Origin of the sequence: Methanohalophilus levihalophilus (assembly GCF_017874375.1) — an archaeon.
GTDB classification, from domain to species: domain Archaea; phylum Halobacteriota; class Methanosarcinia; order Methanosarcinales; family Methanosarcinaceae; genus Methanohalophilus; species Methanohalophilus levihalophilus.
The window spans coordinates 147,591-173,082 of the sequence record NZ_JAGGLK010000003.1 but is presented as its reverse complement, the minus strand read 5'-3'; the positions used below and the strand labels follow the sequence as shown (position 1 = coordinate 173,082).

Below are 25,492 nucleotides of genomic sequence, written 5' to 3'. Positions count from 1 at the left end.
ATGCATTCGAAAGGATTTTTCTGCCTGTTATGCAGATGATAAAAATACTCCAAATTAATCTTTTGCCGTTTCGAATAAATTTTATATAGAATAGATTCTGTATATACACTTTGGTGGAAGATCTGAAAGATTTTTTCCTCACAAATTAGTCTTGAACAAAGACAGAAGGGACCAACAATGAAAATACGTGTAGTTAGCTCAAAAGAAGAAATAAACACATTAAATGAAGATGAGGAAATTGTGCATCTCGCATTCCGTCCTTCAAACACGGACATCTTCACCCTTGTGCTCAAATGCCCAAAGGTGAAAGCATTGCACATACCCAGCTCTTACAAGAGAACAATATCCTCTTCCGCAAAAATGTATCTTGAAATGCAGGGAATAGAGCTTCTTGAAGGCGATGTCTGGGGACACAGGAAGGATATCAACGAGTATTCCGAAGTATCCAGGAACGTCTATGACCGCATTGACGAATACAGGAAGGAAGGGCTTGCAGAAGACAAAATTGCCGATAAAATGGTAAAAGAAACCAGACTCAGCCCTGATTTCATCAACTTCATAATGCAACAGCAATAAAATCGAAGTCCTGCCAGGGCTTCTTTTTTATTCACCGACTACCTGAACTATTACTTTTCTCGTCCTTGACCGGTTGTCAAGATTCAGGCAGATAACCTGCTGCCATGTTCCCAGTGGAATTTCACCGTTTATCAGTGGAAATGAAATGCTTTGCCCGATAAGTGATGCACGCACATGGGAATGTCCATTCCCGTCATGCCAGCGCTCATTATGCCTGTACTCAAGAAATTCAGGAATTATTCTCTCAAGTGCATTTCCCAGATCATGAACTAGACCCGGTTCATACTCAATTGTCGTCAATGCGCCGGTGGATCCCGGCGAGAATACGCAGACAATGCCGTTTTTTACAGAAGAAGATTCCACGGATTCCAGAATCCGGGATGTTATGTCAACAATATCAGTGCCTTTGGCCATTTCAAAAGAAAAATCATCCGAGTAAACGGCCATTTGGAACACCTAGTTTACTTCACATCCACAAGCTTGAGGCCGGCAGCTGAAACGCCAAGAACAAACAACATTAAGACAGCCACATAGCCGTATCCTTCATAATTGGTAGCGCTTTCTGAACCGCCAAATGTTGAATGTACGATAACAAGCATCAGGGTGAAAAGGATAATGGATCCAATTGCAAGAAGAATTTCAAGTGGTTTCTTGTCCATGCTAAATAGAATTGCATATCTCATACATGAAACTAACGCAGTAAGCTTAAGGCAACATTTAAGGAACATCCTGATAAAACTACAGTAAAACACATTCAGGATACATATGACCGAATTTGAAAGAACTCTGGTACAATCATTTAACCAGTTTTTTGAGGAAAAGAATATCCGGGCTGTTGCACACCGTATCAAGCAACACCGCTTTACACCGCAGTTTCTGGACGTTCTTGTTGATTCCCTTAACCCGGATTACTATCTTGGCATCGAGTGCAAAAGTATCTCTGTAGACAAGGGAGCTAATGCATTATATTTCAGCCAGCATTTTACTGTTGACAAAAATGGGGTTCATCAGGTGGAAAGAATAGGAGATTATATTAATAAATCCGGCAGAAATGGATTTTTAGCGGTTGAGCTGCGCCACGGGGTTGGGAAAACAAGAGAAGCCTATGCAATACCCTGGGCAAACATAACCGAGAAATATACCAGTGGAAAACTGAAATACACGATATCGGAAATACAGGATTTTCCCGAAATCAAACGAAGCGGAAAATTCTATTTAATAGAGCCGGAATGCTGGGAAAAAGGAGACTGCAACATTGGAAACAAGTGATATGAACACTGTGTTTGCGCAGATGAAAGAAACTGCGTATTTCTGTGCAACTGAAATACAGAACCATGATTCTGTATCCGTAGTCTCACATATTGATGCTGACGGATTGACATCTGCAGCCATAATATGCACCGCACTGGAGAGAGCAGGACTGGAATACGACATCCGGTTTGTGAAGCAACTCGATGAAACAATAATTGAGGAAATTGCTAACATCAATCCTGAAGTAGTGATTTTCACCGATCTGGGCAGTGGAATGCTGGAAACTATGAACAAATACGGGATTAATGCAGTCGTGTCCGATCATCACCAGCCACAGGGAACAGGGAAATTCCACCTCAATCCCCACCTTTTCGGGATTAACGGTTCCTACCAGTTAAGCGGATCGGGTACCACCTACATACTTGCAAATGAACTTGGAGATAACCGTGATCTTGCCGGCCTTGCAATCGTGGGAGCTGTGGGAGATCTCCAGCACCTCAAAAAAGGGGAACTAACCGGAATCAATCGCATAATACTGGAGGAAGGCAGCAAAAACGGTGTTGTAAGCTACAATAAAGACATAACACTTTTCGGGAAGCAAACGCGACCCGTCTTCAAATTATTACAATTCGCATCTGATCCATATCTCCCGGGGCTCACAGGAGACGAGGATGCATGCATTAAATTCCTTGCAGATATAGGAATCCGGTTTAGCGGGGATGAGCGCTGGAGACGCTGGATAGATCTCGAAATCCCGGAAAAACAAAAGATAGTGTCGGCACTTGTACAGCATTGCGTTCAGTCCGGAATTCCATCCTACAAAGTGGAGAGAATGATAGGTGAAGTCTACCTCCTGCTAAATGAAAAGGAGGGACAGGAAATGCGGGATGCGTCCGAGTTTTCCACACTGCTGAATGCCACAGCCAGATATGAACACGCTGATGTAGGGCTGGCCGTTTGTATGGGAGATCGCGGGGAAGCTTATGATAGCGCTAAAACATTGCTTTACGAACACAGGCAAAACCTTGTAAAGGGTCTGATGTTTGTAAAAGAAAACGGCATCATCCAGATGGAAAACCTGCAATACTTCGATGCAGGAAACAACATCAAGGAAACAATTGTAGGCATTATTGCAGGAATGAGTACTACAGCCATCGGAAACCGGAACAAGCCTATAATAGCGTTTGCAGATGCGGATTCCGGCGTAAAGGTTTCAGCCCGGGGAAGTCAGGATCTTATCCGCCGTGGACTTAATCTTTCAAAAGCAATGTCTGAAGCTTCAGCCGAAGTCGGGGGAGCAGGCGGAGGACATGATATCGCAGCCGGTGCCACAATACCAGCAGCTTCAAAACAGGAATTTGTAACCAGACTTAACCAGATAATCGGCCAGCAGGTCAGATGAAGTCTTCTATATGACCCATGGAACCAATGTCAACAATGCTTGACATTGCATTTGTTTTTATGTGCATGCCCTGCTCTTTCACAATGGCCATTGGGTTTGTCCCGCCTATGACCACCAGACCAAGGTGATCACGTTCCACCGGCACATCCAGCACACGGCTATTGGGCTCGCCGACTTCCAGAATTCCGCTGATACCGACTTCCATCATCTCGTAGAGAATCCTGTCGATCTCATCCCTCGCAGACATGTGCACTTCTCTCAGGTTTGCGAGGATTTTCCCGGAACCGGTATGCAACATCTGCAAAACCGAAGTAATATCCTGGGACATCAGGACTTCAAGCGGATCAATGGTAGTACTTGCGTAGGTCAACACATCGGTGAACCTAACCGGTAAGCCGTTATGTATCTGGACAACTCCTCCAAACTTAGGATTGGCCAAAACACCTGATTTCAACAGAAGTCCATCAATTGTAATACTGCACATGGTGGCAATACCGACTTTCCCGGAAGGTACTTTAAAGCCGCCGATCGTCTCACCAGCATGCAATAACTTAAGAAAAGGACTGATTGACAGGCCACTATTGAAAGCCACGCCCATCACTTCAAGAACACGGTCAAGATCAACTTCATCCACAAGGGAAACATTTACAATAATGTCCCCTTCCATTGTACTGAGATCAAGAGTTGTCTTAAACATCATGTTCTCAATCTTTGAAGACATGAATAAGACAGGGTTGTTATATTCCTGCATCCCTACACCTGAATGTGTTTGTATAGGGAATGAAGCCCATTGGATATATGTTTGATGTCTCAGGAAATAAGCCGGGACAAAGACCCCATAAATTCCTGCGGCCTTGTCAGGAAACGGAGTTTTTCCGGATCTTTGACAAGCTCATACATGTCTTTTCCATGAACCAGACCAAATTCAGGCAATTCACGAGGCTTTACATACCTGATTTCAGCCGCACTGTTATAGGAAGGATTTCTCACAAAACCATCCTTAAGCAGGTAGTAGGCAGCCCCTGCCTTTTCCTGTATTGGGCGGTATATGGAAGAAAAACTGGTACAAACCCAGTTAGCCATTTTAAGATCTTCTGATGAAGCATTTATTGTAATGTGCCCGTAATCTGGAGGAATGACTACAATGTCCCCTTTTGAAGCACGTATGACCACCACATCGGAAACATCCGTTGAATCATCATGCTGCAGAAGGTATGTTGCTTCCCCTTCAAGAACCTGATAAACCTCTGGATAGGCAATAATAGTCCCTGGAACTACCGGATGAAAATGCCCTGCTGTCTTAATGTATTCGTCCCCAAGCATCCCGGCAGGAATTATAGTAATATCATATCTCAAATCATATTCAGAGATTACTGTGTGATCATCTTCTGTAAGGTACAGGTCACGATACATATAGTAAAGTTCCCTGTCTTCGGCATTTTCCAGCCATTTGCGATCATAGACTACTTCATCCATGTCGCTGAGCATACGAACATTGGGCGTATGCTTTTTTCCTCCGAATGTAATCTTATTATCCATCAAATCCCTCATTTCTACCCCTAAATAACTATAGGTACTAAAAGTACAAAAATGTTAAACGTTTCCATGAAAATGCTTAAGATCAATGACCCCTTCATAAGAAAGGAGAGACGATGGCAGAGGAAATCAAACTGATACACACCGCTGATACACACATTGGATACAGGCAGTATCACAGCGATATCCGAAGGCATGATTTCCTGAAAGCTTTTGAAAACATTGTCAATGATGCAATTGAGATGGATGTTGCTGCGATAATCCATGCCGGCGACTTGTTTGACTCAAGGAATCCAACTCTGGAAGACATTCTACAGACAATGGAAATTCTTTCCCGCCTAAAAGCTTCAAACATTCCTTTTCTTGCAATCGTCGGGAACCACGAAAGTAAACAAAATACACAGTGGCTGGATCTTTTCCAGAGCATGGAACTTGCAGCAAGGTTAGGAAGCGAGCCGTATGTTCTCAGCAACTGTGCAATCTATGGAATTGACAGCATCCCGAAACCAAAAATTGCAGGATTTGATTATTCTGTTTTTTCCAACCCTCCAGAAAATATCAATCACGTTTTTCTTGCGATGCACCAACTTGTAACTCCGTTTCCGTTCGGGGAGTGGGATACCGAAAAACTCATCTCATCAATGCCTTTTTCGATAGATGCCTTGCTTCTGGGGGACTACCATAAGTATGAAAAAACAAAGATCGGTGATACATGGCTTACTTACCCGGGCAGTACCGAGAGAAACAGTGCTGCGGAGAAGGAGACGCGTGGCTACAACCTGATTACAATAAGTGACATGGACATTGATATTGGAAGACGTAATCTCCAGACAAGGGATTTCCTGTACCTCAAAGTAAGTCTCAAACCGGATTCCGAAACCTACAGGGATATTTTTAACGCAATTAAGGAAAACGATGTCCTTGATAGTGTCGTTTTCCTGGAAATCGATGGAGACACATCCCAGGATGTTTCCTATAACCAGATTGAAGAGTTCATTCTGAAAGAAGGAGCAATTGCCTGCAGGATCAATGATAAAAGAATTTCAGGACAGGAAGGAGATGAAGAGAGACCCAAAATCAGTTTTGCAGATCCTGATTTAGCCGTAAAAGAAGAAATCAGGAAAATGGGACTTACCAAAGGTGGCCTCCTGATAGATGAAATTGTCAGGGACTTAACAATTCCTAAATCCAATATCGATCACGCTTCCGAAGATGCTTTCCGAAAAATGCTGGAGGAGATGGACTTCAGCAAGCTTCCAGAAACTGCAAGCAAAACGGATGAAATCGAAAAGGAAGAGATACCTGAAAAAGTGGAGGAAACCATCCATACTGAAATTCAGGAAACACCGGAATTTCTTCCACAAACTCCTGAAGATGATAGCGTTGAACCCGAAGAACCAGCTGTCAGTGAAAGAGAGGAAAAACAGAAGGAAAGGAAGCCTCGCCAATATAACCTGGGGGATTACCTGTGAAAATCAAGCGACTGCAGGTAAACAATATCCGAAGCTATGAGGAGATGGAACTCGATTTTGACGACGGGGTAACGGTAGTTTCGGGCGTCAATGGAAGTGGGAAATCAAGCCTTCTTGAAGCATGTTTTATTGGTTTATTCGGCAGTAAGGGAATCCCGAAAAATTTTGTCCTTTCCGACATGGTTAGAAAGGGATCTGATAGCGCATCTATTGTCCTTGAATTTGAGCATCAGGAGCATAACTACGAAATTGCACAGCAATTCAGGAATAATCCGGAGACCGGGAAAGCAGCTACTTCCCAAACGAGTCTGGAGAAGGATGGGGAACTTATTGCAGACCATGCTAACCTCACATATGACAATATCCGGGCACTGCTTCGGATGGATGAAGAAGCTTATAGGAATTGCGTCTACATCCGGCAGGGAGAAATCGACATTCTGATCAATGCCAAGCCAAAGGAACGGCAACGTATGATTGATGACCTGCTCCAGATAGGCAAGCTTGAGGAATACAGGGAGCGTGCAAAAGGAGCACGGACCGGGCTCCGAAGGCATATTACCGAAGTGGAAGCAAGGATTGGCGATCATAAAGACGAGATTGAGAAAATAGAATCCCACTCCCCCATAAAACAGCTAAATACGCTTAAAGAAAAGATCGGCAAGTTTGACCTCGAGTTAAACGATATGCGTGACAAAAGGGAACGTGCAAAAAGTGCAATTGACCTCATCCTGAAACAAATTGAAACCTATACTGAAATGGAAAAGCAGAAAAACAAGTTGATGGGTGAAATTAAGGAACTTCAGGGGCAGAAAAGCACTGTATTGAAGTCAGGAAGTGATTCCCGCAGCAGAATTCTCGAATTGGAAAAATCCTGCCACGATCTTAGTGAAGAGATCGGAATGCTCCAAAGAGAAATCGAAATTGAAACTGACTCGGACATTGATGTGTTGCTGGAAAATGCAAGGGATGAGGAGAGAAAAGCCTATACTTCCATTGAAAACATCAAAACAGATGAAAAAACTACCCTTCAAAGCCAGCAAAATGCTAAGCAGCAAGTTGATAATCTGCAAAAACGCCAGACTGATATCACTGCAAAAATATCCCGATTACAGGAGCAAATTCGCGAAAAGGAGAATGCCTCTTCAAGTTCAGAAATGCGAATTTCAGAGCTGCAAAAAGAAATTGACAGCATCTACCGGCAACTTGACGAAATCGGTTTTGACCGGAAAAAATCGGAAAATCTTGATGAGATTGATGACCTGATAGTAAACCGAAGGCACCAATTCCACGGCAAGCGTGTGGAATTGGAGACAAACATCACCAGATTATCGGAGCAGATTGCCAAGAACTATGCGCTTATTGACAAGGGTTTTTGTCCCACCTGCGGACAGGACATGCACGGATCTCCTATTAACGAAAGCACTGAAACCGAAGAAAAAGAGCTTGATGGACTAAAGAAGCAGTTTGGTGAAGTGGAAGCTGAGGAAAAGGAGATTCTTGCCAAAGTGGAACTGGTGAATCTGGCAAAAAAGTACCGGGACAAAATAACAGGACTAGAGCATCAGATTCAGCTTGCTGAGAACCAACTCACCACTTCGAGAAGTACCATTGCAGACTACTATTTTCAAATTGAAGAAGAAACAAAGATAAGAGAACAGCTACAGGAACAATTGGAAAAATCCAGTCAGGACATTTCCAGTTTTGGAATACAACTGGAAAACCTGAATGCTGAAAAAGAGAAAGCAGAATTACAGCATAAGCTGCTTGAAGGAAAATTGAACCAGATGAAAAGGCTTTCCCGGAACATGCTTGAGTACAGGGAAATGAAAGCCGAGACAAAACACCTGCATGAAAAGGAAAAAGAGTTGCAGGAAAAAGCCGATCTTATTGAGAAGCAGATCCTGTCCCAGAAAAAACATGTGGATGAAATTAAGAGAAATATGGGGGAAAATGACCCGATCCAGTTGCGGAAGAATCACAAAAAACTGGAAATGGCTTACACCGGCCTGTCAGGGGAAATAGACAGGACTCGCAGCCAGAAGGATGAAGCATTGGTGGAGATGGGGCAGGTTGAGAGTGCAATTGAGAGACAGAAAGAACTCAAAGATCGATTAAAGCTGTTCCTCAATAAGAAAACATATCTTGATGGCGTTTACAAAGAAGCGGAAGAACTTGAAGAGATGTACCTGAGACTGAGGGCAGATTTACGTGCACGCAATATCGAAGCTCTTGACAGGTTGCTCAATGAAATCTTCTCTTTCATGTATACCAACAATGCATATTCCAGAATACAACTGGACAGTGATTACGAGCTTACGGTTTACGAGAAAGACGGAACACCTCTGGAACCAAAACTCCTTAGCGGAGGAGAGCGGGCAATATTTAATCTGGTGTTGCGGTGTGCAATTTACCGTCTGCTTTCAAGGGGACTGGATGGCGGCGCCTACAATAATGAGATGCCTCCGTTGATACTGGATGAACCAACTGTATTCCTTGATCGAGGACATGTTCACCAGCTTATCAAACTTATTGACCTAATGCGGGAAACCGGAGCCGGACAGATTATTATTGTATCACACGACGAAACGCTTATTGATTCGGCAGACAATGTGTTTGAGGTTGAAAAAGATCCAACAACGAATATTTCCACAATTAGTTCCCGGTAACGAACGAAAAGCAATAAGTTATATAGAATTGCCTTTTAAATAAAACAAAGAGGGAAAGACAGGTTTGCGAGGTGCAAAATTGGAAGCGGGCCAAAGGGATTTTGTAATAGAAAGGCTTGAAAAGCAGCTTTTACAGAAGAGCGAAGAAGTGGAACAGATCAAAACCACACTCAGAGACTCTATTATTCGTGAATTACGCGATGATCTCCGAAGCGATCTGGAGATTAACAACCGCCTTATAAGGCTTGAACAAAAAGTTCAGGAACTTACCAATACTGTTAGTGGAGTTATGGATGAACTGCTTGATCAGAAATCCATGATCCAGAAAATCAAAACTCCTGAACGAGAAGACAATACTCCAGTGGAACCCAGACCACACACCGGAATCTCCGACAATCTATTTGTTAGAAGGACACCTCCACAACCTCCGGTTATTGAAAGAATTGAACCTGAAATACCGCCCACGCCTGAGCCTGAAGAAGCCACAATACCTGAGCCAGAAAAACCACGACGCACCATGAGTTTTAATATAAGGGATATAAATGAAAGTGTTCCGAAAAGCGAATCAAGCGTCGTGAATGAAGCACAGGATGATTTACTGATCATACCAGAAAATACCACCACATCCAGACCTTGCAACGAAAGAGCGGGCGACGATTGTGAGTATATAGTTGCCGAAGAAAAAAGCCGCATCAGAAGAAAACAGGAAACTGAATTCGAAACCGTTGAAAACAGGGAAGATGAAGACACGGTTATAACCACTACCCGCAGGAAATAATCCTTCCAAGTTAACGAGGATTGACGTGTACATTAAGGAAATAGAATTTGTTAATTTCAAATCCTTCGGCAAAAAAGTGAAAATTCCTTTTTTTGACGATTTTACAACGATTTCCGGCCCTAACGGGAGCGGTAAATCAAACATCATAGACGGTGTGCTCTTTGTTCTCGGTCTTTCAAGCTCACGTACTTTACGAGCTGAAAAACTAACAGATTTAATTTACAACGGCGATAAAAACAAAAAACCCGATTATGCACAGGTTACAATCCATTTTAACAATGAAGATCGGGAACTGCCTGTGGATGCTGATGAAGTCATAATTTCCCGAAAAGTCCGAAGTACGGAAAACGGCTACTACAGCTATTTTTATTTTAACGGGAAATCCGTGAGCTTAACGGATGTCCATAATTACCTTGCAAAAGCAAAAGTGACCCCTGAAGGCTACAATGTGGTAATGCAGGGAGATGTCACCCGTATCATTACAATGACACCTACAGAACGCCGCAAGATTATTGATGAGATTGCAGGTGTTTCTGAATTTGACAGCAAGAAGGACAGGGCCCTTAATGAGCTGGAAATCGTCCGTGAGAGAGTTGAACGTGCGGACATCCTTATTGATGAGGTTGAAACCCAGCTTAACAAACTCAAAGGCGAACGCGATCAGGCTGTCAAATACCGCACCCTCAAAGAAGAGAAAATGAAGTATGAGGGATTTGTTCTCCTCGCAAAACTCAAGGATGCCAAAACCGAGCTTAGTCGCGTGGAAGAGGAATTCTCTGAAAAAAGCGAGAAAATAGAAGGGCTGGAGCAGGAACTTGAGAACAGGAAAGAGAAACTGGACTCCATCGAAAAAGAGCTCAAGGAACTCAATGCCAATATCCAGAAAAAGGGTGAAGACGAGCAGATATTGATCCGCAAGGAAATCGAAGGTATACGCGGGGATATTGGAAGATGCAATGATCGCATCGAGCTTTCCGAAAAAGAGATTGAGGAGATCGAAAGCAGAAGGCGCAGGACTTTTGTCGAGATTGATGAAGCAAAAGGGAAAATTACAGCTCTTGACTCTGAAATAGAGGAGCGTAACGCTCAGAAAGAAGTTGTGGAAGCGGAAAGTTCCGACAAAAAAACCCAAAGGATGATCCTGCAAAGCAGGATTGCTGACGTTGATGAGAAATTTGCCCAGACAAGGGATCAGCTTACGTCTCTAAGGGATGAGCTTGAGAAGACGAAAAGCGATAAAAACGAACTAATGCGACAGGAAGATCGCATTCTTGATGCCCTGAGGAGAAAGTCTGCAGACGCCATGGATATCCAGAAAGAGATCGAAGAAGCAAAGCAAAAGGCGGAATCAGCAGAAAGCGATACAAAATCCGTCCAATATGACATTGATAAGCTCAACGAGCAGGTTGAAGCCCTCACCAAAGATATTGATGATCTGGAAAGCAACCGTCACCAGGTAAAACAGGTGATGTCCGAACTCGTTGAAGAAGTTCGCAACAAACAGCACTCTTATGCTATGCTTGAAGCCCGGGTTCGTGCCGCAGAGGATTCTAGCGGATATTCAAGGGCGGTTGAAGCCGTTCTGCAGGAGAAAAAACATCACGGTTTACCCGGTATACACGGAACTATCGCACAACTTGGCAGGGCGGACCAGAAGTATTCCACTGCACTTGAAATTGCGGCAGGCGGGAGAATGCAGGCTGTTGTTGTTGACAGCGACGAGGACGCCTCCCGAGCAATTGATTTCCTGAAAAGAAGACGTGCGGGAAGAGCTACATTCCTCCCGATGAATAAGCTGGAAGAAGGACGGCCTTACAAGAATATGTCTGATAGGAAGGGAGTTGTAGGCTATGCAATTGATCTCATTAATTTTGAATCCAAATTCGCAGGTGCTTTCTGGTACGTATTCAGGGATACCCTTGTAGTGGATACCCTTGAGAACGCTCGCAAGCTCATGGGCGGTCTTCGAATGGTTACCCTCGAAGGAGAACTAGTCGAAAAAAGTGGTGCCATGACAGGCGGTTCCCAGAAAAAATCAGGATTATCATTTGCCGCATCTGAGAAGGGAAAACTTACCAAACTTGCAGAGGAACTCACGGAGCTTGAATCCAGAAGGGAATCAATGATTCGCAAACTGGATTCTGTTGAGGGACATATTTCTTCCATAAACAGGGACATGCAGCAGTTTGAGAAGGATATTTCCAGAAAACAGATGGAACTTGAGGAAATAGCAAGTCGTGGTGAAAGACTCAGTCAGCTTATTGCAGGCCGTGATGAAGACCTGAAAGAAATAGAAGCCAGCAGAAAAGAGCTCAAGGAAGAGATGGAAACTGTCGTCTCTGAAAAGGCAGAGAAGGAAACTCTTGAGAAAGACATTTCCGGCCGCATTCGTGGTCTGGAAGAAGAACTGGAAGGGTCCGAAATTCCAGAACTTAACCGCCAGGCAGAGGAAATGGATGAAGAAATGCGCAGGCTTGACGGCAGGATAAGGGATATTGAAGGGCAGATCAACGCTCTGAATCTAGATAGGGAATATGCGGACAAGGGTATTCAGCAGCATCGTCAGGACATTGAAGAGCTTGACAGCAAGAAGAAAGAGAGCCAGGGACGTATTGCTGAACTTAAGAACCAGATTACAGATTTCGAAAAACTACTTGAAGAGAAAAGCAACCGTGAGCAGGAGCTTGAAGGAGAGCTCAGGCAATTGCAACAGGAACGCAGTGATAAGGAATCACAATACGAACTGTTCAGGAAAGATTTCGAAAATGCCCGCGAAAGGCATGAGAAAGCTCTTACTCAACTGGAAGCTCTTGAAGCCACCCGCAAGGCACTCGATGAACAGGCAGAAGAACTCAAAACCGAGCTTGAAAGACGCGGTATTGAAGAAACCGACGAGGTTCCGGGATATGAAACAGTGCGCACACGTATTGCTTCCATTGAAAAAGCAATGGAGGCCATGGAACCTGTCAACATGCGAGCTATCGACGAATACGAAGACGTCGAAGGCAGGCTTGTGGATTTGAAGAGTCGCCGTGCTATCCTGTTCAATGAAAGGGAGCAGATTCTTGAGCGTATTGATCAGTATGAGCAACTCAAGAAAGACACATTCATGGAATCCTATAATGGTATCAATGAAGCATTCAAGGACATCTTCCATGAACTCTCAGATGGTGAAGGAGAGCTTGTACTTGATGATCCGGAAGAGCCGTTCTCCGGAGGTATGACCCTCAAAGCTTCACCAAAAGAAAAAACACTGCAGCGTCTTGAAGCCATGTCAGGTGGTGAAAAGAGTCTAACTGCACTTGCATTTATTTTTGCAATCCAGCAATTCCGCCCGGCTCCATTCTACGCATTTGATGAAATTGATATGTTCCTTGACGGTTACAATGCTGACAGGGTCGCACAACGCATCCGAAAATCCGCAGATAACGCACAGTTTATTGTAGTATCCCTGAGGAAACCAATGATTGAAAGTGCTGCACGCACCATCGGTGTTACAATGCAGCAGAAGAACATTACCAGCATCACAGGTGTGAAAATCAGGTGATGGAAGGACAGGAAGAATCCGCCCATCTCGTAATCGAGAATGGAAATGCCGTTAATCCTGAATTTATAGAGACCTTGAGGAGTCTTGGGGTTGCAGAAGAAGATATCGAAATTCCCGAAGACATTCTCTGTGAGCCTGTGGAAATCCTGGTTAATTTTGCAAAAGGCGGAAGCATTAATCCCTGGGACATCGATATCGTTCAGGTTACTGACAAATTCCTCGAAAAAATCGAAGAAATGAAAATGATGGACCTGAGAATTTCAGGAAGAACACTACTCTATGCTGCTATTCTCCTGAGAATGAAATCAACCGGAATCGTACAGGAGGAAGAAGATGAACTTGAAGAGCCTCTTGACGATGACCTTGATTTTCAGGATGTTGATGATTATCCCGTACCGAGCCTGCCTGTTCGCAGAAGCGCCACCCGTCCTGTAACCTTGCAGGAATTGATTAACGAACTCAAGAAAGCTGAGAGGGTTGAAACAAAAAGGACGGAAAGAAGGAGAAAAAATGCCGAACGACAGGCGGAGATCCCTTCAACCGACGATGTTCTTGAAATTGCACACGAGGAAGACATAAAAGGAAGATCGGAGAGTCTTCAAGAGATGATTGAGGAAATGCTCCAGGGAAAGGAATGCATTACGTTTTCCGAAGTTACCGAGCAACTTCCCGAGAGATCCGAGCGAATTATGACATATTTATCCCTCCTTTTCCTGGCTGCCGATAAAGGAGTATGCCTTTGCCAGAAAGAGCTGTTCGGCGAACTATACATATATCCGCGAAATGGGATGAGCGCGCTTACTGAAGGAGTGAACGAGGTAAATGAGTGAAAAGAACGCTATCGAAGCAGCGCTTTTTGCAGCAGGGGAAGCAGTAGAACTGGACAAACTGGCAAAACTTGTAGGTAAAAAGCAAAAAACAACACTCACAATCGTAGAGGAACTTATTCTCGATTATGAAACCCGGGATGCAGGCCTTGAAATAATCGATCTTGGCAAGCGTTATGTGATGCAGGTCAAGCCTCAGTATTCGGATAAAGTACGTCCCTTTGCTCCAAAGGAAATGACTGCGCCCCTCTTGCGAACTCTTTCAATGATTGCCTATCACCAGCCGGTCATACAATCCGACATTGTTGATCTGAGAGGAAATACAGCCTACGATCACATCAAGGAACTGATTGGAAGGGGATTGGTGGAAGCAGAACCACAAGGGCGTTCAAAGATACTGACCACAACACTTCTTTTTGCCGATTACTTCAATCTGGAAGAAAACAATCCTGAAGCTATCAGAAAGAAGATCATGGAACTTTCCAGAGAGCAAAGTGGCAAAGAAGGACTGGATCGCTGGCTTGGGCGCAGGTATATCGGATTTACCCCTATGTACGAATCCCTGGCGGAATTGTGTGGAATAAAGGATTTCAAGGTTGTAAATGCTTACAGCCCCACCGAAGAAGATCTGGACACTCTGGACACTGTTTTCAAGCTAATTATTTCAAAGGGTTACACTGAAAAGGTTTCCACCAATTATGCAGGGGAAATTATTGAAGCTGGCTCCACGACATTTGATGATATTATTGGAATTATGGAAATCCTGAAGGAATCAGGTGACCCTGAAATTACGGAACAAAATATTTCCCGTGTAAAGGAACTTCGGGAAGAATATGTATCAAAGGCCATGACAATTGAACTCAAAGCCTATCCTGCAACGGAAATGGTTTCGAGGATTCTTAATGATCTCCATATAGGCATCTCTCCTGAAGGAGTGAAAATAGCACCTGATTACGGCACCACAAGCGATAGCACAGAGATCGATTCTGATGCTGCTTTGCTTATCCCAACCCACAAATCCATAGATGGAAATATAGTGGAAAGAGTATCTAAAAAATACGAAACCATAATAAATGGGCTCAAAAATGTAAAGGCTGAAGGTAAAAGCATTTAAATAGGTTTATAAATGAAAAGGGTGCTTATATAAGCTACATCAATACTTATATTTTTTAAATACAAGGAATAGAAATCATGGCTGATTATAACATTAAAATCGAAAATGTGGTGGCTTCCACAAAACTTGCCGAAGAATTTGATCTTACTAAAATCGAAGCAGAGTTTGAAGGTGCGGAATACAATAAACAGAAGTTCCCCGGACTTGTTTACCGTGTGTCTGATCCAAAGGCTGCATTCCTTGTTTTCACTTCAGGTAAAGTAGTATGCACCGGTGCAAAAAACGTTGATGACGTACACACTGTAATTGCAGACATGGCAAAGAAACTCAATGGAATTGGAATTGAGACAATCAAGAACCCTGAAATTACAGTGCAGAATATTGTTGCATCAGCAGACCTGAAAGCCGTGTTGAACCTTAATGCAATCGCTATTGGCCTTGGTCTTGAAAACATTGAGTATGAGCCAGAACAATTCCCGGGACTTGTTTACAGGATTGACGAACCAAAAGTTGTTGTCCTTATTTTCAGTTCAGGGAAGCTTGTTGTCACCGGCGGAAAATCACCTGAGAACTGTGAGCAGGGTGTTGAGGTCGTCAGGCAGCAGCTTGAAAATATGGGATTGTTGTAATTAAATGATTGATTTTGATAAGGATAGTGTTTGCATCCTCATTCCAACCCTGAATGAGGAAGCAACTATCCAGCAACTTATCCGGGACTTTCATGAAGAAGGGTTCCACAATATTTTTGTCATTGATGGTAATAGTTCCGACAAAACCCGTGAATTGGCAGAAGCCGAGGGTGCGCGTGTCGAAGTGCAGCATGCAAAGGGAAAAGGTCAGGCTGTTCAGCAGGCTTTCGAGATGATTGACAGCCCCTACGTAGTGATGACTGATGGGGACAGGACATATCTTGCAAGTGATATTTATACGATGATTGAACCACTTGTTGAAGGCAAAGCAGACCAGGTAATTGGAAATCGGTTTGCTAATTATGAAAAAGGTGCTTTCACAAAACTAAATCTCCTGGGAAACCAGATGCTTAACAAGCTTTTTGGCCTGGCATACGGGATCTGGCTTGAAGATATTTTATCAGGTTACAGGGGATTTACAAAGAGGGCAATAAAGGATTTCCACCTTAATGAAACCGGCTTTGAGATTGAAACGGAAATTGCCGTTGATAGTGTAAGGAAGGAGCACAGGATTGAAGTGGTCCCCATTACCTACATTACCCGGCATTCAAGCGGAGCTACAAAGCTCAATCCCTTAACAGACGGATTTAAAATTGGCACTACCATCTACAAGCTGGCAAAACTACATAATCCAATGTTCTATTTTGGAGCCATAGGCGGCGGATTTGTAGTTGCTGGAACAATAACAGGCATTTTTGTCATAAGTGAATGGCTGCAAGGTGTCACACGTATTCCCATGACAATCCTGACAGCACTGTTGATTATTTCGGGAATTCAGATGCTGATTTTTGGTATGCTAAGCGATCTGGTTGTTTCACTTCACAGGGAAACCATGAGAATGATGCGTAAAAACCAAAAATGATGCAAGAGTTTTCAATCAGTTTTATTTGATTTCAAGTTAAATCCCATTGTTTTTTGCACATAGCAAACTCTTCACACTTCATATTATCACGCCTAGAAAAGCAGATCCTAAGAGCGATTTTTCTCTTTTATCTGAAACAATACAGAAGCATTCTTCTGAGGATTAAACAATTTCGTTGGAGAACAACTAAAGTTGATTTTTTGAGAACCTTTAAATAAAATCTGTTTCATCTCACGACCATACACAGTGAGGTATAATCATGTCACTCGTAGAAGATGCAAAACGTGGTGTAATCACCGAAGAAATGAAGATTGTGGCAGCAAATGAAGGCAAAGATCCTGAATTTATCCGCCGCGGAATCGCTGCAGGAAGAATTGTAATCCCGGTAACTCCATACAGGGACATCAAACACTGCGGAATTGGTGAAGGATTAAGGACAAAAGTGAACGCATCCATTGGTGCTTCCTCCGACATCATTGACGAAGAAGCAGAAGTTGAAAAAGCAAAGGCAGCAGAAGCAGCCGGTGCAGACACCCTCATGGAGCTCGGAACCGGTGGAGATTTCCTCGGCATCAGGAAGAAAGTCTGTGACGCAATTTCCCTGTCTGTTGGTTCAGTCCCACTGTACCAGGCATTCATATCAGCAGCCAAGAGAGACGGCTCTATTGTCCACATGACAGAAGACGACCTCTGGAACGCAACCGAAGAACAGGCAAAACTCGGTACCAACTTCATGGCAATTCACACTGGTATCAACAACATTGTTCTCGACAGGCTCAAAGCACACGGTCGCTATGGCGGACTCTGTTCCCGTGGCGGTGCTTTCATGAGCACATGGATGCTCCACAACGAAAAGGAAAACCCACTTTACGCAGACTTCGATTATCTCTGTGAAATCCTCAAGGAACACGAAGTTACCCTTTCCACAGGTAACGGAATGCGCGCAGGTGCAATCCACGATGCTACCGACAGGGCACAGATTCAGGAATTGATTATCAACTCAGAATGTGCACAGAAAGCACACGACAAATATGGTCTTCAGGTCATTGTCGAAGGTCCAGGCCACGTTCCACTCGACGAAGTAGAGATGAACGTTAAACTGATGAAATCAATGAGCGATGGAAAGCCATTCTACATGCTTGGTCCACTCGTATCAGACATCGGCGCAGGTCGCGACCACATCGTAACAGCAATCGGAGCAGCCACATCCGCATCCGTGGGCTGTGACTTCCTCTGCTACGTAACACCAGCAGAACACCTTGCACTTCCAAACAAAGAAGATGTAATTGAAGGTGTCAAGACATCAAGGATTGCAGCACACGTTGGTGACATGGTAAAGTACAAGGAAAGCCGTGACGTTGACCTCGCAATGGGCAGAGCACGCGCAAAACTTGACTGGGAAGCAATGTACGAGCAGGCACTTGACCCAGAACTCGCAAGAGAAATCAGAAACAGTCGTGCCCCAGAAGACACAGATGCATGCACCATGTGCGGTGACTTCTGCGCACTCAAGATCGTTAACCAGAGTTACGACCTCTGCAAGTAATGCCTCTGGCATTACTTATCCTTTCTTTTCTTTCTTTTTTTACGGATTTTCCGTGTTTTCTTAGTTCCTTAAGTTTTGTGTTTTGCAAAAGGGTAAATACTAACCACCTTTATTTACTATAAGGAATAAAAACAGCCGTAAAGCGAAAGCTAAAAAAGCCAGACGTATTTTAATCTTATATCTATGGAGTCTTAAAATGAAAAAAGCAATTATCGAAACTGAGAGTGGCGACATTGTTCTTGAACTATTTGAAAAGGATGCACCTAAAACAGTGGCTAACTTTGAAAAACTTATCAAGCAAGGATTCTACAATGGCCTTACATTCCACAGAGTAATTTCCGACTTCGTGATCCAGGGCGGTTGTCCAAAGGGAGATGGCACAGGCGGACCTGGATGGACAATTAAATGTGAAACTAAAGGAAATCCACAAAAACACGGAACCGGTGCACTTTCAATGGCACATGCAGGTAAAAACACCGGAGGAAGCCAGTTCTTCATAACCCATTCCCCACAGCCCCATCTTGATGGTGTTCATACAGTATTCGGGAAAGTCATTGATGGAATGGACGTGGTCCATAAAGTCAGACAGGGAGACGTAATGACCAGGCTTCGGATAGAAGAAGAATAAAAATTAAGAAAAAGGTATGATATGGGATTCTGGTTAAGGCTTGGAAATGCCATAGGAAGGAATTATTCAGAGCTTAAAAAGCTCTTCCTCATGGTCATACTGGTATTGATTTTCATACTCACGTACAACGTAGTTTTTAGCCTGTTATAACAGGCGTTTCTTTTTTTAAGTACTTGGTAGCAGACCACAGTCTATATATAGCGGTATCTATAATATACTAGGTATACAGAGTATATTCTGCCTGCCCGGAGGGATCATATAACAGAGACAGACGTTGAAAAAATCAGAATTAGCATTTGTTACGGCGATGAGTTTGGAAGGAAGGTTATCGGTAATCTCATCAATGACAACGGATTCTGTACTTCCTGCGGAGAACTCTGCGATCACTGCAGGGAATTCCGGCCCTCTTATGCAATGGATATTGTTGAGTTGCATGAGTTTACCTCTGATCTCCCGGAGTTTATTGAAGAACCAGAAGAGTTCCTCCCGGAAAAAATGGCATCATGTGACCTCCTGCTTGCACTCAACCTGCATCCGGACATTCTGGCTGCACTCCCGGAACTTGCAAAAAGGTCAAATGCAAAAGCTGTAATCGCTCCCGGAGAAAATCCCTCTCTTGCACCGGCAGGGCTAGTAGGGCAGTTGAGGAAAAAACTTGAAGACATGGGAGTAGAGTGTGAATTCCCAAAGCCTTTCTGCAGCCTGCAAAAAACCGGGAAACATTATATTGATTCCTTTGTGAACCTCGGGTTTGGAAGACCAAAACTCTATCTGGAGCTTGATGATTCAGGAAAAGGAATTGCCCTTGCAAGGGTGATAAGGGATGCCCCATGTGGATGCACATGGTACGTTGCAAGGAAACTCTCACATTCAGATGTGGAAGAGTTCAAGGAAACTGTCTCAAAGGCACACCATGCATACCCATGTACTGCAAGTATGCAGCAGGATCCGGAGATCGGGGACACAATTCTCCACGAAGCAGGATACATAATAAGAGAAAGCGTTGATTCCGCAATCAAAGAAGCGCAAAATGAGGGTTGATTATGGAAGGCAAAAGGAAGATAGCCGTAGTTCGCTGTGACATCACAGCGGAAGCCTGTCCCGGAACCGGTTGTTTTAAGGCTTTCAACGGGCGGAAAGTGAAATTTAGCGATTATGACGATGATACGGAGATGGCGGCCTTTTTCACCTGTGGTGGCTGCCCGGGAAGACGAACATACCGGCTTGCCAAATCCCTGAAAAAATCCGGAATAGATACGGTTCACCTGAGTTCCTGCATGCTGATGGAAAATTATCCGGAATGCCCGCATGTGGATTCTATCAGGAAAACTTTCGAAGACGCCGGGTTTGAAGTTGTTGAAGGTACACATCACTAATGGAGGTTTGTGAATGGTAAAGAGAATGATAGTACATATCGATGAGGAAAAGTGTAACGGTTGTGGAAAGTGTGTTTCGCCCTGTGCTGAGGGAGCTATCCAGATAATCGATGGTAAAGCAAAGGTTGTATCCGAGGAGCTCTGTGACGGAATGGGATTCTGTATCGGAGTCTGCCCACAGGATGCAATTTCCATTGAAGAAAGACAAACCGTGGATTTCAGTCCGGAAGCCGTAGCTGCTGCTAAGGTGAAAAGGGATGAAGAAGCAAAAGAAACAAAGCATGAAGACACATCAATCCACTGCTTCCAGTGCGGCCTCAGCGAAAATGAAAGATACCTCATGCCACTCAGGCATGGTAAGGAAAGCATCTGGGTATGTACCCGCTGTCTCCCTGCACTTATTCACGGATGAGAATAAATGATCCTGCTTGAACTTGAAAACCCGGTTGATAAGCTGTGTGACTATACCTTTGACTTCTGCTGGAGCAGCAACTTTGAGCGGGATACCGTCATTCCAGGCCAGAAAGGATCCACCCATACTTACAGGGAAATTGTTGAGGCCCTGAAGGCCGGGGAAACCGTGCACATAAAAGGAGACACCGGAGAGCAGCTTGCACATAGCATGGGAGCAAGCATTGAGCATCTGGGAGGAAACGGCGGTGTCGAGAAAGCAGGAACAATTATCGTCGACGGGAATGTAGGCATTGAAGCCGGAATGGGCATGGTTTCCGGTACGATGTATGTGAGCGGGGAAATTGCCGAGCCTTTGGGGAACATCATTGAAGTTGAATCAGATAGTGAAGGCTACAGGAAATTCGTATCCATCACGGATTTATTATGCAATAATCCGGACGAAACTCCGATTTCCAACAAGCTGGAAGGGCATAAACTTGTTCTTTCCGATAATGTCCTAAGAGGCACTATCGCAGCTCGTTGCAGTTGTGATGTCGAAATCCAGGTCACAGGTAATGTGTACAATGGTTCCGGCTTGCTGATGCAAAAAGGAACTCTCATTATTGAAGGAAATGCAGGGATGAATACAGCATCCCATCTTAACGGTGGCACTGTTGTTGTAAAGGGTAAATGCGGGGAATTTGCAGGCGCTTTCATGAAAGCCGGTTATTTGATTGCTGAGGAAATGCAGGGATATGTTGGGGCAGACATGAAAGATGGCACCATCCTTTCTCACAAGAAAGCAAGTATTAGCCCACCTGCCCAAAAAGGAAAACTGGAAAAACAGGACATTGAGTTACTCAAAAAATATCTCGATGCCGGAAGATTTGCTTCCCTCCAGTACAACAAATATGAAGCTTCGGATGAGGGGAAATATATCACCATTAAGATGCGTGATGGATCCCTTGTCAGAAGAAAAGTTGAGTGATTTTTATTAAACAAAAAAGGTTTATGCTTCTGCACAAACCTTTCTACCTTTTTCTGTAAGCCGGTATGTGACACCAAGAAGAGTTGGAGACATGCCGCTTCCACAGCCGGAACTATGGCATTTGGAACATCCGGAACCTGAAGCAGAACACGAGGTTTTTACTTCTTCAATGTGACCCATGCGTTCCATCATATCAATCATACCTTTTAGCTGTCCTGAACTCATATTCATTTTTGCAGCCATCTCATTAAATGAGAAGGAACCGGTTTTGCTGAAATCATCAAAATTCTTCAGCACTGCCTTGTATCCCATTACCAGAATTGCACCTCCTTTTTATTTTCAAGTATTAATTCAGGCGGAGAAGGAGAATTTTTCCTTCCACCCGAGATAAGCTCCAAGTGCAGCCAGACCCAAATATACAGCCGGCTTCAGGTCTGAAAGCGGAGTCCAGTTTTCAAATCCTTCTGCTGAAAGCAGGTAGGCTTCCATACCGTTCGCAACCATTGAGAGCATGTAAACTGCTGCAAAGATCAGTGAAAGCAGAATCCCTACATAAACATAAGCAATTCCTTCCTGCTGATCTGCCCGGAAAGTATTCCATCCAGCGATAAACACGGCACCCACTACCAGAAGCACAAATCCACCTGCTGTTTCCCCGGGAATAAACAGACTCTCTGCAAAGGCTGAATTCAGGAGACCAATACCCTTTCCAATCTGCACAATCCCAGCCAGTGAATAGCTCAGACCCAATATGAAGGAAAACAATTCCATTGTTTTGTGATTTTCCATTTTTAACATCTCCTTTTTATCCGAGCACAAATCCTCCAAACTTCACTGTGATGAATGCAAGCATCCAGGCAACAAATGTTGTATAGGCCGCAGCGAATCCCATCCATCTCCATGAGCCGGATTCTTTCTTAATCACAGCCACTGTACCAATACACGGCACATAGAGCAATGTGAATACCATCAGTCCGAGGGCAATTGCCGGAGTGAATGTCGGATCTGCAAGAAGTGCGCCTGAAAGAAGAGCTTCGTCCTCACCTGAGCCATAAAGGACACCAAGTGAACCAACTACTACTTCCTTGGCAACAAATCCAAACACAAGAGAGACTGCAATCTTCCAATCGAAGCCAAGTGGTGCAACCAGAGGTTCGATGAGATGACCGAGTATCCCGATGAAACTTTGCTCACTACCGTATTCCACACCCGACGGGAAGGAAGCAAGCAACCATATGATGGTGACACCACCAACAATGACTGTCCCAACTTTCCTGAGATACAGGTATCCCTGTGCCCACATGTGCAGAACGGATGTCTTCAGTGATGGACTTCTGTAAGGGGGTAATTCCATGATGAACGGTGATGATTCACCTCTGAGCAATGTGCTCCTGAACAACTTCGCTGATGCTATTGCAACAAGGATTCCCAGCACATAGAGACCGAAGATGATTGTTCCGGCCTGCCTGCCGAAGAAAGTTCCAGCAAGCAGTACATAGACAGGAAGTCTGGCACCGCAGGACATGAACGGAGCCACAAGCATGGTTACCAGACGATCCTTTTCATCTTCAAGTGTCCGCGTAGCCATGATTGCAGGGACAGAACACCCAAATCCCATAAGCATGGGTATGAATGATTTACCCTGAAGGCCCACAGAATACATTATCCTGTCCATGATAAACGCAGCTCTTGCAAGGTATCCGCTACCTTCCAGAAGTGCAAGGATGAAGAACAGAATGAAAATGTTGGGGACAAACAGTACAACTGATCCAACACCTGCGACTATTCCATCACCAAGCAGGGAAGCAAGCCATTGTGTCTCAATGTTTGCTGCTACAAACCCTCCAAGCCAACCAAAGAACATGTCAATCATGTCCATGAAAGGAGTGGCAAATGCAAATGTAAGTTCAAACATTCCCCACATGAGTGAAAGAAAAATTGGAATTCCGAGATACTTGTTTGTCACAACCTTATCGATAAGGTCGGAAGCTGTTACCTGTTCAGAGCAACCGGTGCAAACCTGTGGGAGAAGACTACCGATGAATTCGTACCTCTTATCAGCCATTTCGGCTTCATAAATATCAGTATCCAGACCTGAAAGCAGATTCTGAACATCTTTCCCCACTTTGCTTTCCCTGAGTTTTTCAAGAGCGTCTGCATCCCCTTCAAGGAGTTTTACACTTAGCCAGCGCAGTGGATAAAGGGAGGAAAAGACTTCGTCCTTTTCAAGGATACTTTCAAGTTTGCAAATGATATCTTCGAGTTCCTTCCCATAACCAATTTCATGTTCCGGCTGGCCCGGATTCTCGAATTGATTCACAATTTCATCCAGAAGGAGAGTTATTCCTTCCTTGCTGCTTGCAACTGTTTTTATTGCAGGGACTTTCAGGAATTCCTGAAGTTTATCATGATCAACTGATTCCCCCCTCGATTCTGCGAGATCAGACATGTTGAGTGCAAGCACAAGCCTTGAACCAAGTTCCAGCAATTGGGTTGTCAGATACATGTTTCTCTCAAGATTTGTGGAATCCACAACCTGAAGTACAATATCCGGTTTCTCGTTTATGATGAAATCCCTGGCAACAACCTCGTCCATGGAGTAAGCAGTAAGACTGTATGTTCCGGGCAAGTCAACTATTTCGATTTCATAGTTGCCGTGTTCCCTTGTACCTACCTTTTTCTCAACGGTTACTCCTGCCCAGTTCCCGACCTTCTGACGGGCACCTGTAAGCGCATTAAACAAAGTTGTTTTCCCAACGTTAGGATTACCGGCAACAGCTACAGTGATCTTTTGTTTCAAGTTGCTTCACCACCTGCCACTGGTTCAACTATTATTTTCATGGCCATTCCGCGCCCAAGGGCATACTTGCTCCCATTAATATGAACGACGACAGATCCTCTTTCACTGCCGACAACCTTCAGGCAGGAGTGCTGATTGAATCCAATTTCAGTTAGCCTGTGGCCCAATGCTTTACCCGCACATATTTCGCATACCTTGCAGTCCTGTCCTTTGGGTGCCATGCAAAGCGGCATTTTTGACCCCATTCAGATCACTCCACAGTTTCTACAACAATCAATCCGGATTCCTGTTTTCTGAGGGAAAGGTTGTAGCCCTTTACCTTAATGTCAATGGGATCTCCCAATGGTGCTTTTTTAGTAATGTGGACTATAGCACCAGGAATCATCCCCATATCAAGAAGCCTTCTGCGTGCACTACCACGGCCTTTGACTTCAATTATACGCCCGTTTGACCCCGTTTCCAGTAAATCTAATGTATAACCTGACATTTTATCCACCTTTTTTAGGTTTTCCTAATTTTATTAGTGAATAACTTGCTTTGATATATAGTTTTCGGCAACCCTAACTTTTTGTCGTTTGACAGAAACATTAAATAAAGAAAAACCAATCCGGAAATGGTGTTAAAATGGACTGTCTGTTTTGCAAAATTGTTTCAGGGGAAATTCCATCATACAAGATCTTTGAAGATTATTTCACGCTCGCATTTCTGGACATAAATCCGGTTTCAAGGGGTCACGCCGTAGTAATTCCTAAAATTCATGTAAGTGCCTTTACTGAAATGAAACCTGACGATGCTGCCCTTCTTTTTTCATCCGTGAATAAAGTAACGAAAACATTACTGGAGACCCTTGGTGCACCTGCGGCAAATATAGGACTCAACAACGGGGAACTCGCCGGACAGGTCGTGCCACATGTCCACGTTCACATAATACCACGCTACGAAAATGATGGCGGAGGCTCCATGCATTCAATAGTCAGCAGTGAAGTGGATACCGGGGATCTGGAAGATTTGGCAAAACAGGTACTGGGCAATTTCCAATAA

Annotated in this window: 28 protein-coding genes; 19 read left to right on the top strand and 9 right to left on the bottom strand. The window is 44.0% G+C overall.

Going from position 1 to position 25,492, the window contains the following annotated elements:
- Positions 1-177 precede the first annotated feature (177 nt).
- On the top strand, positions 178-576 hold the full coding sequence (locus tag J2755_RS08180) for a DUF1699 family protein (protein WP_209681856.1): 399 nt from the start codon (positions 178-180) through the stop codon (positions 574-576).
- A gap of 27 nt (positions 577-603) precedes the next feature.
- Here the strand turns inward: J2755_RS08180 and J2755_RS08175 are convergent, their stop codons facing one another.
- Complete coding sequence (locus J2755_RS08175; RefSeq protein WP_209681854.1) at positions 604-1,023, bottom strand: secondary thiamine-phosphate synthase enzyme YjbQ; 420 nt, start codon at positions 1,021-1,023, stop codon at positions 604-606.
- Between the two features lie 14 nt (positions 1,024-1,037).
- Positions 1,038-1,235 carry a hypothetical protein gene (locus J2755_RS08170; RefSeq protein WP_209681844.1) on the bottom strand — a complete coding sequence of 66 codons (198 nt, stop codon included), beginning with the start codon at positions 1,233-1,235 and terminating at the stop codon, positions 1,038-1,040.
- Between the two features lie 106 nt (positions 1,236-1,341).
- Here J2755_RS08170 and J2755_RS08165 point away from each other — a divergent pair, with 106 nt between their 5' ends.
- Both J2755_RS08165 and J2755_RS08160 read left to right on the top strand, forming a co-directional pair.
- Positions 1,342-1,845: a hypothetical protein gene (locus J2755_RS08165; protein ID WP_209681841.1), complete on the top strand. Its 504-nt coding sequence runs from the start codon at positions 1,342-1,344 to the stop codon at positions 1,843-1,845.
- Position 1,846: 1 nt separating this feature from the next.
- Complete coding sequence (locus tag J2755_RS08160) at positions 1,847-3,229, top strand: single-stranded-DNA-specific exonuclease RecJ (protein ID WP_209683298.1); 1,383 nt, start codon at positions 1,847-1,849, stop codon at positions 3,227-3,229.
- Here the strand turns inward: J2755_RS08160 and J2755_RS08155 are convergent.
- Together J2755_RS08155 and J2755_RS08150 are read right to left on the bottom strand one after the other, a co-directional pair.
- On the bottom strand, positions 3,222-3,980 hold the full coding sequence (locus tag J2755_RS08155) for a DUF128 domain-containing protein (RefSeq protein ID WP_209681839.1): 759 nt from the start codon (positions 3,978-3,980) through the stop codon (positions 3,222-3,224). The two genes, J2755_RS08160 and J2755_RS08155, sit on opposite strands and share 8 nt — an antisense overlap.
- 59 nt (positions 3,981-4,039) lie before the next feature.
- Positions 4,040-4,768 carry a glucose-6-phosphate isomerase family protein gene (locus J2755_RS08150; protein WP_209681836.1) on the bottom strand — a complete coding sequence of 243 codons (729 nt, stop codon included), beginning with the start codon at positions 4,766-4,768 and terminating at the stop codon, positions 4,040-4,042.
- Positions 4,769-4,881: 113 nt separating this feature from the next.
- Between J2755_RS08150 and J2755_RS08145 the strand changes: the two genes are divergently transcribed.
- The 15 genes from J2755_RS08145 (at position 4,882) to J2755_RS08080 (ending at position 21,651) form a co-directional block, all read left to right on the top strand.
- Positions 4,882-6,237: a metallophosphoesterase family protein gene (locus J2755_RS08145; protein ID WP_209681832.1), complete on the top strand. Its 1,356-nt coding sequence runs from the start codon at positions 4,882-4,884 to the stop codon at positions 6,235-6,237.
- Positions 6,234-8,903, top strand: a complete 2,670-nt coding sequence (locus J2755_RS08140) for an AAA family ATPase (protein ID WP_209681830.1) — start codon at positions 6,234-6,236, stop codon at positions 8,901-8,903. Before J2755_RS08145 ends, J2755_RS08140 begins: the two co-directional genes overlap by 4 nt.
- Before the next feature lie 79 nt (positions 8,904-8,982).
- Positions 8,983-9,681, top strand: coding sequence for a hypothetical protein (locus tag J2755_RS08135; protein ID WP_209681828.1), 699 nt, complete (start codon positions 8,983-8,985; stop codon positions 9,679-9,681).
- A 25-nt stretch (positions 9,682-9,706) separates the two neighbouring features.
- The gene (gene smc / locus J2755_RS08130; protein WP_209681826.1) at positions 9,707-13,228 is read left to right on the top strand and encodes a chromosome segregation protein SMC; all 3,522 of its coding nucleotides are present in this window, start codon (positions 9,707-9,709) and stop codon (positions 13,226-13,228) included.
- Positions 13,228-14,058: a segregation and condensation protein A gene (locus J2755_RS08125; protein WP_209681823.1), complete on the top strand. Its 831-nt coding sequence runs from the start codon at positions 13,228-13,230 to the stop codon at positions 14,056-14,058. The genes smc and J2755_RS08125 overlap by 1 nt, the downstream gene beginning before the upstream one ends.
- Positions 14,051-15,169, top strand: a complete 1,119-nt coding sequence (gene scpB, locus J2755_RS08120) for an SMC-Scp complex subunit ScpB (protein ID WP_209681821.1) — start codon at positions 14,051-14,053, stop codon at positions 15,167-15,169. Before J2755_RS08125 ends, scpB begins: the two co-directional genes overlap by 8 nt.
- A gap of 77 nt (positions 15,170-15,246) precedes the next feature.
- Complete coding sequence (locus J2755_RS08115) at positions 15,247-15,798, top strand: TATA-box-binding protein (RefSeq protein WP_209681810.1); 552 nt, start codon at positions 15,247-15,249, stop codon at positions 15,796-15,798.
- A gap of 4 nt (positions 15,799-15,802) precedes the next feature.
- A complete protein-coding gene (gene aglJ, locus J2755_RS08110) occupies positions 15,803-16,720 on the top strand; it encodes an S-layer glycoprotein N-glycosyltransferase AglJ (RefSeq protein WP_209681808.1) in 918 nt (305 codons plus the stop codon).
- A gap of 259 nt (positions 16,721-16,979) precedes the next feature.
- Positions 16,980-18,266, top strand: a complete 1,287-nt coding sequence (thiC, locus tag J2755_RS08105) for a phosphomethylpyrimidine synthase ThiC (RefSeq protein WP_209681805.1) — start codon at positions 16,980-16,982, stop codon at positions 18,264-18,266.
- Between the two features lie 196 nt (positions 18,267-18,462).
- Entirely contained in the window at positions 18,463-18,894 is a 432-nt protein-coding gene (locus tag J2755_RS08100; protein WP_209681802.1) for a peptidylprolyl isomerase, read from the top strand.
- 21 nt (positions 18,895-18,915) lie between these two features.
- Complete coding sequence (locus J2755_RS11475) at positions 18,916-19,044, top strand: hypothetical protein (protein WP_280954402.1); 129 nt, start codon at positions 18,916-18,918, stop codon at positions 19,042-19,044.
- Between the two features lie 84 nt (positions 19,045-19,128).
- Positions 19,129-19,935 carry a DUF166 domain-containing protein gene (locus J2755_RS08095; RefSeq protein ID WP_342591085.1) on the top strand — a complete coding sequence of 269 codons (807 nt, stop codon included), beginning with the start codon at positions 19,129-19,131 and terminating at the stop codon, positions 19,933-19,935.
- A gap of 2 nt (positions 19,936-19,937) precedes the next feature.
- Positions 19,938-20,270, top strand: coding sequence for a CGGC domain-containing protein (locus tag J2755_RS08090; RefSeq protein WP_209681801.1), 333 nt, complete (start codon positions 19,938-19,940; stop codon positions 20,268-20,270).
- A gap of 13 nt (positions 20,271-20,283) precedes the next feature.
- Positions 20,284-20,682, top strand: coding sequence for an ATP-binding protein (locus J2755_RS08085; RefSeq protein WP_209681798.1), 399 nt, complete (start codon positions 20,284-20,286; stop codon positions 20,680-20,682).
- Positions 20,683-20,688: 6 nt separating this feature from the next.
- Positions 20,689-21,651, top strand: a complete 963-nt coding sequence (locus J2755_RS08080) for a formylmethanofuran dehydrogenase (RefSeq protein ID WP_209681795.1) — start codon at positions 20,689-20,691, stop codon at positions 21,649-21,651.
- 21 nt (positions 21,652-21,672) lie between these two features.
- Here J2755_RS08080 and J2755_RS08075 read toward each other — a convergent pair whose 3' ends face one another.
- Genes J2755_RS08075 through J2755_RS08055 form a run of 5 tightly spaced genes read right to left on the bottom strand, consistent with a single transcriptional unit; the run spans position 21,673 to position 24,938 of the window.
- The gene (locus tag J2755_RS08075; protein ID WP_209681794.1) at positions 21,673-21,963 is read right to left on the bottom strand and encodes a FeoC-like transcriptional regulator; all 291 of its coding nucleotides are present in this window, start codon (positions 21,961-21,963) and stop codon (positions 21,673-21,675) included.
- 39 nt (positions 21,964-22,002) lie between these two features.
- Entirely contained in the window at positions 22,003-22,440 is a 438-nt protein-coding gene (locus tag J2755_RS08070; RefSeq protein WP_209681791.1) for a hypothetical protein, read from the bottom strand.
- 16 nt (positions 22,441-22,456) lie between these two features.
- Positions 22,457-24,451: a ferrous iron transport protein B gene (gene feoB, locus J2755_RS08065; RefSeq protein WP_209681788.1), complete on the bottom strand. Its 1,995-nt coding sequence runs from the start codon at positions 24,449-24,451 to the stop codon at positions 22,457-22,459.
- On the bottom strand, positions 24,448-24,696 hold the full coding sequence (locus tag J2755_RS08060) for a FeoA family protein (protein ID WP_209681786.1): 249 nt from the start codon (positions 24,694-24,696) through the stop codon (positions 24,448-24,450). Before J2755_RS08060 ends, feoB begins: the two co-directional genes overlap by 4 nt.
- A 5-nt stretch (positions 24,697-24,701) precedes the next feature.
- Positions 24,702-24,938, bottom strand: coding sequence for a FeoA family protein (locus J2755_RS08055; RefSeq protein ID WP_209681784.1), 237 nt, complete (start codon positions 24,936-24,938; stop codon positions 24,702-24,704).
- A gap of 137 nt (positions 24,939-25,075) precedes the next feature.
- On the opposite strand from J2755_RS08055, the gene J2755_RS08050 reads away from it, so the two are divergent.
- Positions 25,076-25,492 (top strand): HIT family protein, encoded by a 417-nt coding sequence (locus J2755_RS08050; protein WP_209681781.1) that lies wholly within the window; start codon positions 25,076-25,078, stop codon positions 25,490-25,492.

What these genes read in the sequence shown, in the direction of transcription:
- J2755_RS08180 (WP_209681856.1), top strand. Translation starts at nt 178, where the DNA reads ATGAAAATACGTGTAGTTAGCTCAAAAGAAGAAATAAACACATTAAAT.
- J2755_RS08175 (WP_209681854.1), bottom strand. Translation starts at nt 1,023, where the DNA reads ATGGCCGTTTACTCGGATGATTTTTCTTTTGAAATGGCCAAAGGCACT.
- J2755_RS08170 (WP_209681844.1), bottom strand. Translation starts at nt 1,235, where the DNA reads ATGGACAAGAAACCACTTGAAATTCTTCTTGCAATTGGATCCATTATC.
- J2755_RS08165 (WP_209681841.1), top strand. Translation starts at nt 1,342, where the DNA reads ATGACCGAATTTGAAAGAACTCTGGTACAATCATTTAACCAGTTTTTT.
- J2755_RS08160 (WP_209683298.1), top strand. Translation starts at nt 1,847, where the DNA reads ATGAACACTGTGTTTGCGCAGATGAAAGAAACTGCGTATTTCTGTGCA.
- J2755_RS08155 (WP_209681839.1), bottom strand. Translation starts at nt 3,980, where the DNA reads ATGCAGGAATATAACAACCCTGTCTTATTCATGTCTTCAAAGATTGAG.
- J2755_RS08150 (WP_209681836.1), bottom strand. Translation starts at nt 4,768, where the DNA reads ATGGATAATAAGATTACATTCGGAGGAAAAAAGCATACGCCCAATGTT.
- J2755_RS08145 (WP_209681832.1), top strand. Translation starts at nt 4,882, where the DNA reads ATGGCAGAGGAAATCAAACTGATACACACCGCTGATACACACATTGGA.
- J2755_RS08125 (WP_209681823.1), top strand. Translation starts at nt 13,228, where the DNA reads ATGGAAGGACAGGAAGAATCCGCCCATCTCGTAATCGAGAATGGAAAT.
- scpB (WP_209681821.1), top strand. Translation starts at nt 14,051, where the DNA reads ATGAGTGAAAAGAACGCTATCGAAGCAGCGCTTTTTGCAGCAGGGGAA.
- J2755_RS08115 (WP_209681810.1), top strand. Translation starts at nt 15,247, where the DNA reads ATGGCTGATTATAACATTAAAATCGAAAATGTGGTGGCTTCCACAAAA.
- aglJ (WP_209681808.1), top strand. Translation starts at nt 15,803, where the DNA reads ATGATTGATTTTGATAAGGATAGTGTTTGCATCCTCATTCCAACCCTG.
- thiC (WP_209681805.1), top strand. Translation starts at nt 16,980, where the DNA reads ATGTCACTCGTAGAAGATGCAAAACGTGGTGTAATCACCGAAGAAATG.
- J2755_RS08100 (WP_209681802.1), top strand. Translation starts at nt 18,463, where the DNA reads ATGAAAAAAGCAATTATCGAAACTGAGAGTGGCGACATTGTTCTTGAA.
- J2755_RS11475 (WP_280954402.1), top strand. Translation starts at nt 18,916, where the DNA reads ATGGGATTCTGGTTAAGGCTTGGAAATGCCATAGGAAGGAATTATTCA.
- J2755_RS08090 (WP_209681801.1), top strand. Translation starts at nt 19,938, where the DNA reads ATGGAAGGCAAAAGGAAGATAGCCGTAGTTCGCTGTGACATCACAGCG.
- J2755_RS08085 (WP_209681798.1), top strand. Translation starts at nt 20,284, where the DNA reads ATGGTAAAGAGAATGATAGTACATATCGATGAGGAAAAGTGTAACGGT.
- J2755_RS08080 (WP_209681795.1), top strand. Translation starts at nt 20,689, where the DNA reads ATGATCCTGCTTGAACTTGAAAACCCGGTTGATAAGCTGTGTGACTAT.
- J2755_RS08075 (WP_209681794.1), bottom strand. Translation starts at nt 21,963, where the DNA reads ATGGGATACAAGGCAGTGCTGAAGAATTTTGATGATTTCAGCAAAACC.
- J2755_RS08070 (WP_209681791.1), bottom strand. Translation starts at nt 22,440, where the DNA reads ATGGAAAATCACAAAACAATGGAATTGTTTTCCTTCATATTGGGTCTG.
- J2755_RS08060 (WP_209681786.1), bottom strand. Translation starts at nt 24,696, where the DNA reads ATGGGGTCAAAAATGCCGCTTTGCATGGCACCCAAAGGACAGGACTGC.
- J2755_RS08055 (WP_209681784.1), bottom strand. Translation starts at nt 24,938, where the DNA reads ATGTCAGGTTATACATTAGATTTACTGGAAACGGGGTCAAACGGGCGT.
- J2755_RS08050 (WP_209681781.1), top strand. Translation starts at nt 25,076, where the DNA reads ATGGACTGTCTGTTTTGCAAAATTGTTTCAGGGGAAATTCCATCATAC.